This window comes from Methanolacinia paynteri (assembly GCF_000784355.1).
Classification (GTDB): domain Archaea; phylum Halobacteriota; class Methanomicrobia; order Methanomicrobiales; family Methanomicrobiaceae; genus Methanolacinia; species Methanolacinia paynteri.
The window spans coordinates 6,932-21,257 of the sequence record NZ_KN360938.1 but is presented as its reverse complement, the minus strand read 5'-3'; the positions used below and the strand labels follow the sequence as shown (position 1 = coordinate 21,257).

15 protein-coding genes are annotated in these 14,326 nt (G+C 50.6%); 11 read left to right on the top strand and 4 right to left on the bottom strand.

From position 1 onward, the window contains the following. Nucleotides 1-354 precede the first annotated feature (354 nt). The 3 genes from METPAY_RS09785 to METPAY_RS09775 all read right to left on the bottom strand — a co-directional run bounded on the left by METPAY_RS09785 (nucleotide 355) and on the right by METPAY_RS09775 (nucleotide 4,120). Nucleotides 355-789, bottom strand: a complete 435-nt coding sequence (locus METPAY_RS09785) for an Hsp20/alpha crystallin family protein (protein WP_048151932.1) — start codon at nucleotides 787-789, stop codon at nucleotides 355-357. A 17-nt stretch (nucleotides 790-806) separates the two neighbouring features. Further along, the gene (locus tag METPAY_RS09780; RefSeq protein WP_048151930.1) at nucleotides 807-3,302 is read right to left on the bottom strand and encodes a CDC48 family AAA ATPase; all 2,496 of its coding nucleotides are present in this window, start codon (nucleotides 3,300-3,302) and stop codon (nucleotides 807-809) included. A 155-nt stretch (nucleotides 3,303-3,457) separates the two neighbouring features. Then, nucleotides 3,458-4,120 (bottom strand): type I 3-dehydroquinate dehydratase, encoded by a 663-nt coding sequence (locus tag METPAY_RS09775; RefSeq protein ID WP_048151928.1) that lies wholly within the window; start codon nucleotides 4,118-4,120, stop codon nucleotides 3,458-3,460. A 136-nt stretch (nucleotides 4,121-4,256) separates the two neighbouring features. Between METPAY_RS09775 and METPAY_RS09770 the strand changes: the two genes are divergently transcribed. The 10 genes from METPAY_RS09770 to METPAY_RS09725 all read left to right on the top strand — a co-directional run bounded on the left by METPAY_RS09770 (nucleotide 4,257) and on the right by METPAY_RS09725 (nucleotide 13,080). Then, nucleotides 4,257-5,015 (top strand): anaerobic ribonucleoside-triphosphate reductase activating protein, encoded by a 759-nt coding sequence (locus METPAY_RS09770; RefSeq protein WP_048151927.1) that lies wholly within the window; start codon nucleotides 4,257-4,259, stop codon nucleotides 5,013-5,015. Between the two features lie 8 nt (nucleotides 5,016-5,023). Beyond that, on the top strand, nucleotides 5,024-5,581 hold the full coding sequence (locus METPAY_RS09765; RefSeq protein ID WP_048151926.1) for an AAA family ATPase: 558 nt from the start codon (nucleotides 5,024-5,026) through the stop codon (nucleotides 5,579-5,581). Then, nucleotides 5,571-6,344, top strand: a complete 774-nt coding sequence (locus tag METPAY_RS09760; RefSeq protein ID WP_048151924.1) for a sugar phosphate isomerase/epimerase family protein — start codon at nucleotides 5,571-5,573, stop codon at nucleotides 6,342-6,344. Before METPAY_RS09765 ends, METPAY_RS09760 begins: the two co-directional genes overlap by 11 nt. An 11-nt stretch (nucleotides 6,345-6,355) precedes the next feature. Further along, nucleotides 6,356-7,282, top strand: a complete 927-nt coding sequence (gene rnz / locus METPAY_RS09755; RefSeq protein ID WP_084600794.1) for a ribonuclease Z — start codon at nucleotides 6,356-6,358, stop codon at nucleotides 7,280-7,282. Nucleotides 7,283-7,299: 17 nt separating this feature from the next. After that, complete coding sequence (locus METPAY_RS09750; protein ID WP_048151935.1) at nucleotides 7,300-8,508, top strand: magnesium transporter; 1,209 nt, start codon at nucleotides 7,300-7,302, stop codon at nucleotides 8,506-8,508. Between the two features lie 55 nt (nucleotides 8,509-8,563). Continuing rightward, complete coding sequence (locus METPAY_RS09745) at nucleotides 8,564-9,784, top strand: potassium channel family protein (RefSeq protein WP_048151921.1); 1,221 nt, start codon at nucleotides 8,564-8,566, stop codon at nucleotides 9,782-9,784. Nucleotides 9,785-9,788: 4 nt separating this feature from the next. Then, nucleotides 9,789-11,624 carry a DHH family phosphoesterase gene (locus METPAY_RS09740; RefSeq protein WP_048151919.1) on the top strand — a complete coding sequence of 612 codons (1,836 nt, stop codon included), beginning with the start codon at nucleotides 9,789-9,791 and terminating at the stop codon, nucleotides 11,622-11,624. A gap of 216 nt (nucleotides 11,625-11,840) precedes the next feature. After that, on the top strand, nucleotides 11,841-12,074 hold the full coding sequence (locus tag METPAY_RS09735) for a DUF7123 family protein (protein ID WP_394295957.1): 234 nt from the start codon (nucleotides 11,841-11,843) through the stop codon (nucleotides 12,072-12,074). A 59-nt stretch (nucleotides 12,075-12,133) separates the two neighbouring features. Next, complete coding sequence (locus METPAY_RS09730) at nucleotides 12,134-12,349, top strand: hypothetical protein (RefSeq protein ID WP_048151917.1); 216 nt, start codon at nucleotides 12,134-12,136, stop codon at nucleotides 12,347-12,349. Between the two features lie 122 nt (nucleotides 12,350-12,471). Further along, nucleotides 12,472-13,080 carry a hypothetical protein gene (locus METPAY_RS09725; RefSeq protein ID WP_048151915.1) on the top strand — a complete coding sequence of 203 codons (609 nt, stop codon included), beginning with the start codon at nucleotides 12,472-12,474 and terminating at the stop codon, nucleotides 13,078-13,080. Nucleotides 13,081-13,087: 7 nt separating this feature from the next. Here METPAY_RS09725 and METPAY_RS09720 read toward each other — a convergent pair whose 3' ends face one another. Further along, nucleotides 13,088-13,876 (bottom strand): hypothetical protein, encoded by a 789-nt coding sequence (locus tag METPAY_RS09720; protein WP_048151912.1) that lies wholly within the window; start codon nucleotides 13,874-13,876, stop codon nucleotides 13,088-13,090. A gap of 119 nt (nucleotides 13,877-13,995) precedes the next feature. Between METPAY_RS09720 and METPAY_RS09715 the strand changes: the two genes are divergently transcribed. After that, nucleotides 13,996-14,253: a hypothetical protein gene (locus METPAY_RS09715; protein WP_048151911.1), complete on the top strand. Its 258-nt coding sequence runs from the start codon at nucleotides 13,996-13,998 to the stop codon at nucleotides 14,251-14,253. The last annotated feature ends 73 nt before the right edge of the window (nucleotides 14,254-14,326 follow it).

Genomic DNA, 14,326 nt, shown 5'->3' with positions numbered 1-14,326 from the left:
AAAAAAATCTCCGAAGCTATGGATATAGCAAATCCTGAGACCCGAGATGGAGCTTTAAGTTTAATAAAACACTCCAGTACAGGTGATTATAACCCCAATCAAATTATTGATATTTGGAACTCCGTTGTTAAGCAGAGGGCTGCCCCGAAGGGGCTTATGCCCTCCTAAAATCACATGTGATTTAAAGTTAAATCTCCGGGGAGAGAACCATCCGTCTCCTGCTTTTTTTCCTGAGACTAACCGAAGGGGCTTAAGCCCTCATTAATTAGAGATAATGCCCTTTCTTCAAATTACAGGATTTTTCCAAAAAAATTGTATTCTGATAAAAGATCGTTTTGGGGGGCAAAAAAAAAATTAAAGCTCCGAAGCCGAGACTTCAAGCAGACCGTTTTTGATAGAATACTTCAGCGTCTCTTTCTTTATCGGGGGAACTTTGATCCTTGCCGAATACCTGACCCTGTCCGCAAGAGAAGTGATGATGATATCGTCATCCTCCACTGCTATCGCAGTACTCTCCTCTCCCGCACCCGGCAGATCGGCTGCGATAATTATCCGGTCGTCTAATTTGTGGACCTCGGTATGAGGCTTGATATCCCGTATTGCATTCGGATCGTCTTCGTCAGGACTCATTGCTGCCGGCGGTATGATATCTATCGGAAGATTCCCTCCGGCAATCGTTATCGAAAAGTTTCCTTCGCCCGGAAACTTTCCGCTCTTCATCGCCTCGGAGATCATATCCATGATCATCCTCCTGAACCGCTCGTCGTCCTGGTCGCCGTCTTCACTCATTGTAGATTATTCCTCGTTTACTGTTGTTCGCTCATCAGTTTTTCAAGCTCTTCTGATAATTCTTTAACCTTCTTTAAATCCTTCTTCGGTTTGTAGGTTTCTCTCTTCAGCTCTTCGGATTTCCTGTCGATCTCTTCGCTCAGGACGCCGTAAGAAGCTCTCTTCACCAGCGTCGCCGCCTTTTCAAGGATGTCCCTCTCGTCGCCGTGGAAGAGAATCGGCCATGACTTCTTATCGTACTCCTCGATAGTCGTCCTGTCCAGGGTCCCGCGGACCTTTCTCATCGCTTCGAAGATCTGGTCTTTCGTGACCATCACGTTCGAAAGCGCCCTCTCGCGTTCCTCGTCGCTCATACCTGCGGTTTTCAGGATGAAATCCCTCATCGAGGCAAGCTTCGCCTCGCGAACCAGCATCTCGATATCGGCGCCCACGTAGCCTTCGGTCTTTTTGACAAGCTCGTCGAGATCGATATCCTTCGAGATCACCGACTCCGAATCCTTCAGGTACACTTCGAAGATCTTCTTCCTCGCTTCCGCATCCGGCGGAGGCACATAGATCGCACGGTCAAGCCTTCCCGGTCTCATCAGCGCATCGTCGAGCAGGTCCGGCCTGTTCGTCGCACCGAGGACGATGACATTCTTAAGCTCCTCGAGACCGTCAAGTTCGGTCAGGATCTGGCTCACGACACTCTCGGTCACGTGCGAAGATCCCTCGAACGATCCCCTCTTCGGGAGCAGGGCGTCGATCTCGTCGAAGAATATAATCGACGGAGCCGCCTGTCTCGCACGGCGGAAGATGTTCCTGATACCCTTCTCCGACTCTCCCACCCACTTGGACAGGAGCTCCGGCCCCTTCACGGATATGAAGTTGACCTCCGACTTGTTCGCCACGGCCTTCGCCAGCAGGGTCTTACCCGTTCCCGGCGGTCCGAAGAGCAGGATTCCGCTCGGCGGAGATGTCTTGAGCTTCGTGAATATGTCCGGGTACTTCAGCGGCCATTCGACTGCCTCCATAAGCTCCTCCTTGACATCCTCGAGTCCCCCGATATCCTCCCACGAGATATTCGGAACCTCGACGAGAACCTCACGCATCGCCGACGGTTCGACATGCTTTAGGGCCTCCTCGAAGTCGTCGATTGTCACCTTGATCTTTTCGATGATCTCCGGCGGGATGTCGTCGAGCGACTTGATATTCTTCAGCTCCCTCCGCAGGGCATGCATCGCAGCCTCCTTGACAAGGAGCGAGATATCCGCTCCAACGAACCCGTGAGTTCTTGCAGCGAACGGTTCGAGGAACTTCCTGCGCTTGATCTCGTTTTCGTACTTCTTGCCTTCCTCTTCACCGAGTTCGGTAAAAGTCTTCCCGAGCTCTTCGCTCTCGTCCGTCGTGATGACGATCTCGTCGAGGTCGAGAGGCACTCCCCTCGTATGGACCTGGAAGATCTCGAGGCGTCCCTTCCTGTCCGGGATTCCGATCTCGATCTCGCGGTCGAACCTTCCGCCCCTCCTTAAGGCCGGGTCGATATTGTCCGGGAGGTTCGTGGCCGCGATTACAATGACCTCTCCGCGTCCCTTCAGGCCGTCCATCAGTGCCAGCAACTGTGCGACGATCCTCTGTTCGACCTCGCCCTTCGTCTCCTCCCTCTTGGGAGCGATCGAATCGATCTCGTCGATGAATATAATCGTCGGGGCGTTCTCCTCGGCCTGCTCGAAGACCTCCCTCAGTTTGCCTTCACTCTCGCCGTAGTACTTGCTCATGATCTCCGGGCCGGAGAGCGTAATGAAGTTGGCATCCACCTCGTTCGCGACCGCCTTTGCGATCAGGGTCTTTCCCGTTCCGGGCGGGCCGTACAGGAGAACTCCCTTCGGCGGCTGGATACCGATCTTCTTGAACAGCTCCGGGTGCCTCAGGGGCAGCTCTATCATCTCGCGGACCTGGTCCAGCTCTCTCCCGAGACCACCGATATCCTCGTAGTGGACGTCGGGAACATCCTTCTTCCCTTCTTCCGGTACGTAAGGCGTCTCTTTGATCTCGATCGAGGTCTGGGGCCCGACTATCGCCACTCCCGACGGTTTCACCTTCGATATTGCAAAACTAAGGGCATTGCCCATGATATTTACCCTGAAGATCTGTCCTTCGATAACCGGACGTCCGTTCAGGAGTCTTGCCATATACTCCTCGCCGCCTCTCAGGGTGATCTGCTGGGTCGGCTGTATCGTTATTTTATCGGCATATTTCGCGTCGACCCTGCAGATCCTGACTCTTTCGTCGATTCCCGTCCGCAGGTTGGATCTCGTGTTTCCGTCGATGCGTATAACTGCCTTTCCGGTATCCTGGCTGTATCCCGGCCAGACTATAGCAGCTGCCTTGGCCTTCCCGGAGATCTGGATTACATCCCCGCTTCTAAGGCCGAGTTTCTGCATTACATCGATGCTTAGCCTGGCGATTCCCCTGCCTGCATCTTCATGCGCCGCTTCCTGGATTGTGACTTCATAAGAATTATTATCTGACATAATGGTGAACCTCCTGATGTATGTTTACCATTAGTAAGTGTCATTAGTATATAAAATTGATGTTGGGGGCAGGTTCCGGGGAACTCCGGCCATCACGTCCCCCGTGACGGCGAAATCCGTTTTCCTGCCTGAACTTCCTGCGAATCCGGGCTGTATTATTCCGGTATCCCGGTATTGTCGCTGACGTCCAGAAGCGAGAGGATCTCTCTCATCTCGTCTATATGGTACTGGCCCTGTGAAGCCGGACTCCCCGCATGGCAGAAGACACCGTACGAACCGAAGAGGCAGCATAAGGCCCGTGCCCACCTGAACTTGGCCCCCATCACCCCGGTTATAACCGGTTTGGCACATTTGAGAGTAAATTCGGAGAGCCTGATCACGTCCCCGTGATCCTCCGGCGTGACGATGATCTTCGGGATGTCTCCCGAGTTCCTCATGCTCCTCTCTAAAGAGGTAAGTTCGTCGTCGTCCGGCATGTAATCCAGGTGGACGGACGGGATCGCCTTCTTCCCGCAGTCCCTGATGCCCCGTGAAAATCCAGAATACGGCATTTCGAGATCGATGTAATCGCAGACAGGAATCCACGGTTTGATCTCTTCGTACCACTCGTCGGCGGAGCCATCGAAGAGTCCGCCCTCACCAAGCGATCGTATCGTTCCTATCAGGGGAATATCGCAGTTCCCCCTGCACTCTTCCAGGATCTTGTCCTCCCCTTCTCCCAGGAGATCGATCCGTATCTCGATCAGGTCCGGGGCATATTTTTTTGCATTTATATAATCCTGTTCCGACGAGACGGATATTATCAACCTGGGCTTCATCGTGCCTGTCCTGTATTATGGTTATATTCTAACTCTATTATCTTTGCCTCTGATTTTTTCACCGTTTCCCGCCGCGATCAATTGAAACCTTGATGTTAACTGAAGAGAAATGATACTGTCAGCACGGAGGTTTTTTTTGAAGATAAATTTTGGCGGTTTTGTTCCATTGAGTACGGTCGACTGGCGTGGAAGAGCCGTATGCACCGTTTTTTTCAGGGGCTGCCCGGTAAGATGCTACTACTGCCATAACCGTGAGATCCAGACGGGCGAAGAACTCCGCGAAATAGATGAAATAGAGGATATGATCCGGCAGTCGCGTCTTGCCATATCGGGAGTGATCTTCTCCGGCGGAGAGGCGACGATGCAGAAAGAGGCGCTGATGGAGCTCGCCCGGAGATGCAGGAAGATGAACCTCGCGGTGGGCGTCCAGACGAACGGCGTCTTTCCCGATACTCTCAAAGAGATGATAGACGAGGGACTCCTCGATCTCGTTCACCTCGACATAAAGACGAGGTGGGAGCATTACCCGAGGATGCTGAAGGTGGGCGACGAGACCGTCTCGAATATAAAGAGATCTCTTGAGATCTGCAAAAAGGCGCATGCGGACGGAACTTTGCCCGAGTTCCAGGTCGTCGTTACGTTATTCCCCGGGAGAGAGGAGGATGTAGATGTCATAGCCCGCGAGGCGAACGGCGCCGAGCTCGTTCTCCAGCAGGGAGTATGGGGATCGATACCCCCGCTTAAGTTCGAGGACCTGAAGAAGATTGCAGATAAGATAAAGAGAGAAGTCCGTATAAGAACACGTGAGGACGGCGAAGTGATCTACGACCGGAACCGGATAACCATCGCCGGTTCGATGGTCCTTACCGATATAAACCAGGCACGGAGAAAATAGGTGTGACAATGCTTGTTATTGGCGTAGTAGGATATCCCGGCAGCGGGAAAGGCGAGTTTTCGGCAATCGCCAGGGAGATGGGAATCCCGATAGTCGTTATGGGGGATGTCATCAGGAGAGAGCTTGAAAATGCCGGCCTGAAGCAGACGGACAAGAATATGGGCGAGATGTCGAAATGCCTGAGGCAGGGCATGGGGATGGACGCACTCGCCCAACTTAGTATTCCCCTTATAGAAGAGCAGAAGTCGAAGGTCGTCCTGGTGGACGGCATAAGGGGCGATGCTGAGGTCGATACGTTTGCTGAGAAGTTTAAGGACTTCAGGCTCATAGCGGTCGAGGCGTCATTCGAGACACGGCTCGGAAGGCTGATGGAGAGGGGACGGTCCGACGATATACTGGATGCGGACGGCCTTTTGTCCCGCGACAATCGCGAGAACGGCTGGGGTCTTGACAACGCCATGGATATGGCCGATTGCGTCATCACAAACGAGGGAACGATGGAAGAGTTCGGGGAAAAGGCAAGGGACCTGATAAAAAAGCTGGAGATGCGAAAAGATGTCTCATGATATATACTTCTCATCCTCGGCAAAGGTCTGGTCGGCGGTAGAATGGGTCTACGGAATAGAGGAGACAGGCTACGACGGCTGGGAGATCTCTGCCGAGGGAAACTACAGGCTCGACAACAAGGAGTCCTTCGATTCGATCGTCGCGACTCTTGAGACTACGGGACTGAAGGCGACCGTTCATGCACCGTTCTCCGACTTAAACCTCGCCTCCCTGAACTATCCTATATACAAGGAATCGATAAGGCAGCTCTGCGAATGCATACGCCATGCCTCCGAATTAACCGACTTCGTGACTGTTCATCCCGGTTATATGTCCCCCGAGGCAAGGCTGGTCCCGGACAAGGTCTGGTCGCTGCATAAGGAAGCCCTGGGAGAGATCGGGAAGTTCGCTGAAGATTACGGTGTGAGGGTAGGGCTTGAGAACATGCCTGCAATTCCCGGTTTTCTCTGCATGTGCCCGGACGAACTCTTCGGGATGATCGACGGGATCGAAAACGTGTTTGCAACCGTGGACATCGGTCATGCGAATACGACAAAGGAGCTCCGGTCCTTCCTGGCACGGATAGGTGAAGCGTCCCATCTTCATCTTCATGACAACAACGGGGTGCACGACGATCACGCACCGCTCGGCAGGGGCAATATCGACTGGGACATGGTCTTTTCAAAACTCAACGGGAACTACCGGGGAATTTATGTCGTCGAAGGAAGAAGCATAGATGAAGCCGCCGTCAGCCTGAAATTTATCAGGGGGTATGATCTATAGCCGGAGAGACTTTGCAGGTGTATTTCCTCGGGACATCGGGCGCACTGCCCACGCCCAACAAAAATCCCGCCTGCATAATGATCAGGAGAGGATCGGATACGCTCCTCTTCGACTGCGGGGAAGGAGCCCAGCAACAGATGATGAGGGCGAAGACCGGATTCACCGTCGATGCCGTATTCATCACCCACTGGCATGCGGACCACTATCTCGGCCTTCCCGGTCTTGTCCAGACGATGTCGTTCATGGGCAGGAAGGAGCCTCTCTATGTCTACGGCCCGAGATGGGTGTCAGAGTTCGTCAGGTCCGTAATATCGATATCGAGGAACAATCTCGGTTTCGAGATGATCCCCGTCGAACTCAGCCACGGCTCGGTCGTCCCGTTCGGCGGATATACTGTACGTGCGTTCTCCACCGATCATGGCATGCCTTCGCTCGGGTACATCCTGTGCGAGGACGAACGGCCCGGAAGGTTCGACAGGGAGAAGGCAATCTCACTCGGGATCAGTCCCGGGCCTCTCTTCGGAAGGCTCCAGAGGGGAAGTCCGGTAGAAGTGGAGAAGGACGGCCGGACGATCACGATCCTGCCCTCCGATGTCATGGGCGAGCCGCGTCCCGGGCGAAAGGTCGTCTATACCGGCGATACGCGTCCGAAGTCCGGCGAGTGGATGGACTGGGCACGCGACTGCGATCTCCTGATACATGACGCCACATTCGACGACTCGGAACAGGAGCGGGCCGAGGAGGTCTGTCATTCAACCGCCGGGGGTGCAGGCAGGATTGCATCTGAAATATCGGCAAAAAGCCTTGCTTTGGTGCATATAAGTTCGCGATACGTCCATATGGCAAGCCATATAGATGATGCCGGAAAATACTATGAGGGAAATATTTTTGCTCCTGACGATCTTACGATGACGGAGCTGCCGTTTCGGGATGAGTGATAACATGGTGGAAGGTGATGATGTTGTTTCCGGCAGTAATTGGTCATCAGGGAAGACTGTTCCTTGTCGGTCTGACCGCTCTCCTGTTAAGCTCCTTTGCAGCATGTGCGGCCGGAATATACTTAGGTTCCGCAAGTGACCTGATTGCATTAATTCCGGGCTTAATGGTTCTGGTTCCGCCCTCCATAAATATGCGGGGAAGCATCTCCGGGGCGATGGCATCCAGGCTTTCTTCCTCCATGCATCTCGGCGAGTTCGAGATCGATTTTCACAGGGACAGTGTTCTTGGGGCGAATACAAGCGCTTCCTTCCTTGCAACCGTTATACTGTCGTTCGTCCTCGGTATCTTTGCATGGGCGATATGCCGTCTGCTTGGAATAGAGGGAATGGGGATTGCGGACTTTATACTGATCTCTGTTTTGTCCGGGATCCTGTCGGGGATTCTTGTAATATTGATCGCACTGGTTACCGCAGCCGTATCTTACAAAAAAGGAATAGATCTCGATATGATCGCCTCCCCTACGGTAACGACCGCGGGAGATATCATTACGATCCCGATCCTCGTGCTGACGGCGGTTTTGGTAATCGGGATCGATCCGCAGATCCGTTTCCTGGTATTGATGGTTATTACAGCAGTTACTGTCGTGGCGTTCATTTATTATCTCTATAATTTGCGTGGCCCCTCGTACGTGATACTGAAAGAGATCGTCCCTCTCTTAATCCCCCTCTCTTTCCTCGGGGTCCTGGCAGGAATCGCGTATGTAACCGATATCGAGACACTGATAACCTATGCGGTCTTTTTGGTGCTGATCCCGCCTTTCATGGGCGGCTGCGGTTCAATAGGGGGCATTCTCTGCTCCAGGCTTGCGACGGGAATGCATATGGGAGAACTTTCACCGTCAGTGATCCCCACCCGCGAGGTCTTCGGGCATTTCGGGCAGAGTTACCTGTATTCGTTTATCCTCATACCGGTTCTTGTGCTGACCGTGTACTATGCATCGATGATGCTCGGGCTCGATTCGCCACCGCTTTCGCTGCTGATGGTAATCTGCATAACGACCGGGCTGCTCGTCATTACGCTCGTGAATTTTATCGGTTATTTTGCCGCGAGCATGTCATTCAGGTACGGTCTCGATCCCGATAATTTCGGCATACCTGTGATCACAAGTTTCATCGACCTCACGGGAGCCGCACTGCTTGTAACCGTCATTAATTTACTCTTGTAGAAAGAACATATAATGATAAATATTTTGGACGCACGATTTAAGGATTAATTAAGTTATGACTGAACTTGAATATCAGCCTGTAAGTTTTAAAGATGTTCTTATTGAGATGAAGGATATTGCGGAGCTTATGGTTGATCTTGCATATTCTGCAATTCTTTTTGAAAATAAAGAGATTGCCAGAGAGGTAGTCAGCCTCGAAGAGAGTATGAACCAGCTTGTGTACCAGGCGAGAATCCAGAGCATTCTCGGTGCAAGGAGAGTCGAAGAGGCGGAATCGATGAGCGGGATGCTCCAGGTCGCAGAAGCGGCCGAAAAGATCTCCAACTCCGCCTCCGAGATCGCCAAGATTATTTTAAAGGATGTAAAGTTCCCTTCGAGGCTGAAGCAGGCGCTCCCCGAAGCCGAGGAGGTTACTTTCCGGGTAAAGGTCAGGGACAACAGTTCCATCGACGGCAAGACCCTCGGCGAACAGAAACTCCAGAGTACGACCGGCATGAGAGTGATTGCGATTAGGAGAGGTGTCTCGTGGATGTACGATCCCGACAGGGAGACAAGAATCCTCGACGGCGACATTCTCATTGCAAAGGGACTCGAAGTCGGTATAAGGCCCTTCTATGAGATTACGGGCAACGACCCGAGATCCGGCGAAGAAGAGGCCGCCGGGGCGGTAGTATCCGATCTCGACAGGGCGGTCTCCCTCATAATCGAGATGAAAGACCTCAGCGAACTTGCCGTCGGCCTTGCATATACCTCGCTTATGTTCAACAACCGTGAGGTGGCAGACGAGGTCGTATCCCTTGATTCAAGAATGGACGATATGAGATACAAACTCGATCTCTGGATCCTCGAAGCCGCAAAAAGAATTTCAAACGTGGAATATCTCAGGGGAATGCTGTATATGTCCTCTTTTGCAGAGGGGATAAGCAATGCGGCCTCTCTTATAGTCGATGTAATTCTCAGGGATATAGAGATACCCCCGGTCTTCAAAAAGATCGTCAGGGAGTCCGATGAAATAATTTCAAAGGTAAGTATCGACGAGTCTTCGTCTCTTGCAGGAAAGACGCTTAAGGAAGCCTCCCTGGGTACGATAACGGGAATGGTAGTACTTGCGATAGAGAGCGGAGACCGGTGGAAATACAGGCCCGGCAAGAACACGGTTCTTAACGCCGGAGATGTGATCATAGCGAAGGGCAGAAGAGACGGCGAGTGCAGACTTTATACGCTCTCGAAAGCCGGTCATAACAATGGATCTGAAAATTTAACCGGATGTGAATAATTCAATGGAAAACAGCGATAACATGGTCTATCGTCTCGGTTCGGGATGCGAACTGAGCGATATCGTAATCGGAAACGTATATGAAGCGAAGGTGCAGGGATTTGCAAAATTCGGAACTTTCGTTTACTTAAACAGCCATATCAAAGGTCTGATTCATATAAGCAACGTCAAAACCGAGCATAATGAAGGCGACAAACTTCTTGTCCTCGTGAGGAATATCCGGGACAACGGGAATATCGATCTCGAAGAGGTAACGATCCGGAATTACGAGGTAAGCAATGTCGTCTGCAAAAGGCCCCAGACGAGGCTCGGCGATCTAAGGAGCAGGGTCGGCAACAATGTCAGCCTCGATGTGGAGATCGCCCAGATCAAGCAGACGAGCGGCCCTACTATCTTCACGCTTATCGACGAGACCGGGAAGGAGAATGCAGCCGCTTTCATAGAGGCAGGCAAGAGGGCATATCCCGAGGTCGAACTTGGGGATATAGTGCATGTCAGCGGAGAGGTCATGATGAGAAACGACCAGCTCCAGCTTGAAGTCAGCCATATGGAGGTTCTTTCCGAAGAGGATAAGAACCTGGTCCTGAAGCGTATCGAGAAGGCTCTCGACGACAGGGCATATCCCGAAGACCTCCCGTTCATGATAGAGAGCGAGGTCCTTGAAATGCTGAAGCCCGCGATGAAGGATGTGGCGTTTCACATAAGAAAGGCGATCTTTACGAACCAGCCTGTCATTCTCCGCCATCATGCAGATGCCGACGGTATCGTAGCCGCAGTATCTGTTGAAAGGGCGATTACTTCTCTTATCCGTGACGAAGGCGGCGACCCTGACCTCGAGAGCCACCTGTTCAAGCGTGCTCCGTCAAAGGCGCCGTTCTACGAGATCGAGGATGTTACAAGGGACCTTGACTATGCACTGAAAGACAACATCAAATACGGGCAGAAACTGCCGTTGATCCTGATGATGGACAACGGTTCGACCGAAGAGGACGAGCCGTCGTACAGGATGGCAAAGGTGTACGACCTGACTATACTTGTCGTGGACCACCACCACCCGGACGAGTCGACCGATGCATTCCTGACCGCCCATGTCAATCCTTACCATGTCGGAGGAGATTTTGGGGTTACTGCCGGAATGCTCGGGGCGGAACTTGCAAGGATGATCTATCCTCCGGTCGAGGAGTCCATACGCCATTTCCCTGCGGTTGCTGCCGTAGGTGACAGAAGCGAGGCCCCGGAGAGAGCGAAATACCTCAAGCTTGTCGAAGACACATATTCCGAAGACGACTGCAAGGATATCGCTCTTGCACTGGATTACGAACAGTTCTGGCTGAGGTTCAACGACGGAAGAGAGATCGTAAAGGATATCCTGAACCTGAACGACAACACCGGAAGGCACAAGAGGCTTGTATCCCTCCTGGTTGCAGAGGCGAACCTTGCCATTGAAGAGCAGCTTAAGACCTCGATGCCGCACGTGGAAAGGTCCGTTCTTGAGAACGATGCACGCCTGTTCACGATCGATGTCGAGATCTATGCGCACAGGTTTACCTTCCCTCCGCCCGGCAAAACCTCCGGCGAGATACACGATATTCTCTGCAAGGAAAACGAAGGCAGCCCTGTGGTGACTCTCGGTGTCGGGCCGGATTTTGCAGTAATCCGTTCAAGAGGGGTTCTTATGAACATACCCCTGATGGTCAGGGAGCTTCGTGAAGAGATCATCGGAGGCGGTGTCAACGGCGGTGGTCACCTCGTAGTCGGCTCTATAAAATTCGTTGAAGGAATGAGAGATACCGTTATAGCGGGTCTGATTGAAAAAATAGGGAAATTCCCAATTGAATGATCTATTATTATTTTATCCAATAATTCTTATCTGAAATATTGAAGAGAGTATATTTTTGGATCATAATTTAACCTGATCTCAAAAATAATGGTCTGTATTCATAATTGGATTATAATTTGGGTGAAAAATACTAAAATATGTAGGAAAGTATATATATGTGGATGACAAATATGGTGTTGTCTCTCGGAGGTAGTTAATTTGAGCTCTAAAATCGATATGCTTGAAAAATATTCGGGCACTCAGCATAAAATCCTCTATTATCTGAAATCGGGTTTGGAAAAAGGCAAACATTACTTCAAATCGAAATATATCGCCAAAGATTTGGGTTTATCACCCAAAGAAGTTGGAACCAATCTTGCAATCCTTGCTGAGATCTGCGACGAACTTGAGATTTCGCGGTGGAGCTATTCAAACAGCACCACATGGCGCGTAACTGCCAGAACAGCCTGAAAAATCATTATCTTTCCTTTTTCGTTAAATTAAAATATTTTTTTTGCGAATAATTCCTGATGTCAGAAAGAATTTTGGAGTTCGTATCCGATATAGAATTCGTTGCAAATATCAATTCGGAAAAAGACTGCCTGATGAACCAGGGAACGCACCAGGACGATGCAAAGACCGATGAGGGTAATCCGAACGGCCTCTGGTTCAATATCGATATTCCGAAAGGTCACGGGTTAAAAGAGGGTGACCGGATCAGGATCATCATAGAAAAGGCGGAATGATCCCGTAGCGATGCGGGGATAAAAACGATCGGGCAGGACGGTCGGACTCCTGCCAATATATTTAAGAATCAAAATTATATTCTTTATATAACAAACAAGCGGGTATTGGGGATATTGTTGTTATGCTGAAAAAAATACTTTCTTTGTCGCTTTTGATAACGGTTTTTTTATTTTGTTTTACTGCGGGGTGTTCCGTCTTAGGCGGCGGGGATACGGTCGATATCGACCAGATGGAACTTCTGATGAAGGATGCGGAGTCGAGGGTCTCTTCTATCGACTGGAACAGCGAAAGCCCGGGGAATATCCGTGCCCAGCTGTCGGCAGCCGAACTTCAGTTTTCGACTGTCTTCGATACTCTCTCCGAAGCGAATCCCGATAATGAAGATGATACGAGAAGAATCTATGCGTTAAGGACGATGTCCTGCACGTATCTTGAGCTTGTCTCATCCATGAGGGAGCTTGCCAATGTCGTGGAGCACAGGGACAATGCCGATTATTATGCCGCGTATTATGAAGAGGAGAACTGGCTGAACGAGATGAAGGCCAGCGACGCCGCACTGGCATCTGCAAGGAACAAACTGCATTCGGCACAGACCAGGATCAACGGAGTGAATATGAACCTGGTCCCGCTCTTCATGCAGGCCGATATTATAGAACTGAAGGTTGAGATCGAACAGATGAATATTCTTATGACAAATCTTGCCGAAGAATATGCAAAGGTTCTCAGCTAATCAATAATCAATTTTCCATCGTATTCAGGAAGCTCATAAGCGATGCTTCGGCTGGTTTCGGGTATGCATTTTTATATGATATTCCGGGCGTCTGGAGCTCGAGGGTGAACGACTTCACGTTCTTCGCCTCGATTATGAAGTACATCTCCTTGTTCGCCACCGAGGCATCCATTACAATATGACCTTCGGGAAATAGATTCCCGCCTGTTATTACGTCGCCGGTTGCAGAATCGACAAGGACCCACATGAGCCTTGAATAGGCCGGGTTTCCGCTGGGCGTCATGGTGCAGTTTATCCTCCAGAGAGAGTAAGGGACGCCGAAGATCTCTGAAAATCCGCTCTTGCTGCCGTTCATATATGCGATTGTCATGACATCGCCGGGTTCTTTCCCCCATATGTCGGATGAAAAGAGATCCGAAGTTGTAAAGCCGTCCATATTCGTCGGCTGGCTGTTGGCGTATTTATCGGGGGCATAATAACTTCCTACCGGAACATAATCGTTTCCGGGAAGACGGAGACGGGGATAGCCGTTTGCACCGGCCGCATATATCTCATCGAGGTTTGTATTGTAACTGATCGTATACGGGGGATCGGTTCTTTCAACGATATAGGTATACTGAGCGCTGTCGTAGCAGCAGGAAGATTCGCTGCAGTAATCCGACTGACTGCTTCCCGGATTCGTATTTTGCGACAGATCCGGCTCCTGTGAACCGAAATCAGGAGGATGTGTCACGATTGCGATTATCAGGACAAAAATAATTGCAGCCAGGAAAGTCAGAAAGTCTTTTTTATCCACAATAGTTGATGTTCCTGAAAATTAAAAAAAGATTCTATAAATATTTCAAACAGAAATTATTTAAAAAGTCAGAAGACAAATTGTAGTTTTGACGATAAATTGCCGGGAAGGGGTTTCAGGTGGAATTTGATGAAGTAAGAACATGGGTTATTTTCTATTTGATCTCATTTGTAGTCCTGCTGCTGGCGCTCTTTTTTACGACACAGGGCGTCATGCTCGGAGTAGGCCTGACGCTTGTTATAGTCGTGATTGCAATTAATTTCCTGATTGTTCGTGCCGAGATTAAGAGGATTCACGAGAAGAAGGAGATGCTCAGGAAATTTACACAAAAAGAAGAAAAAGTCCCCGAGCCTGAAGAGGAGAAGTATCTCATCTAAAACCCTCATACGGGCGATTTAATCACATAAAAATTGATGAAAATCCACATTTTTTATTGGAACCGGAACGGAT

Bases quoted from the DNA above. Each gene is read 5' to 3' on its own strand.
- METPAY_RS09780 (WP_048151930.1), bottom strand. From the start codon at position 3,302: ATGTCAGATAATAATTCTTATGAAGTCACAATCCAGGAAGCGGCGCAT.
- METPAY_RS09765 (WP_048151926.1), top strand. From the start codon at position 5,024: ATGCTTGTTATTGGCGTAGTAGGATATCCCGGCAGCGGGAAAGGCGAG.
- METPAY_RS09740 (WP_048151919.1), top strand. From the start codon at position 9,789: ATGGAAAACAGCGATAACATGGTCTATCGTCTCGGTTCGGGATGCGAA.
- METPAY_RS09725 (WP_048151915.1), top strand. From the start codon at position 12,472: ATGCTGAAAAAAATACTTTCTTTGTCGCTTTTGATAACGGTTTTTTTA.
- METPAY_RS09785 (WP_048151932.1), bottom strand. From the start codon at position 789: ATGAGTGAAGACGGCGACCAGGACGACGAGCGGTTCAGGAGGATGATC.
- METPAY_RS09760 (WP_048151924.1), top strand. From the start codon at position 5,571: ATGTCTCATGATATATACTTCTCATCCTCGGCAAAGGTCTGGTCGGCG.
- METPAY_RS09750 (WP_048151935.1), top strand. From the start codon at position 7,300: ATGATGTTGTTTCCGGCAGTAATTGGTCATCAGGGAAGACTGTTCCTT.
- METPAY_RS09730 (WP_048151917.1), top strand. From the start codon at position 12,134: ATGTCAGAAAGAATTTTGGAGTTCGTATCCGATATAGAATTCGTTGCA.
- METPAY_RS09735 (WP_394295957.1), top strand. From the start codon at position 11,841: ATGCTTGAAAAATATTCGGGCACTCAGCATAAAATCCTCTATTATCTG.
- METPAY_RS09745 (WP_048151921.1), top strand. From the start codon at position 8,564: ATGACTGAACTTGAATATCAGCCTGTAAGTTTTAAAGATGTTCTTATT.
- METPAY_RS09775 (WP_048151928.1), bottom strand. From the start codon at position 4,120: ATGAAGCCCAGGTTGATAATATCCGTCTCGTCGGAACAGGATTATATA.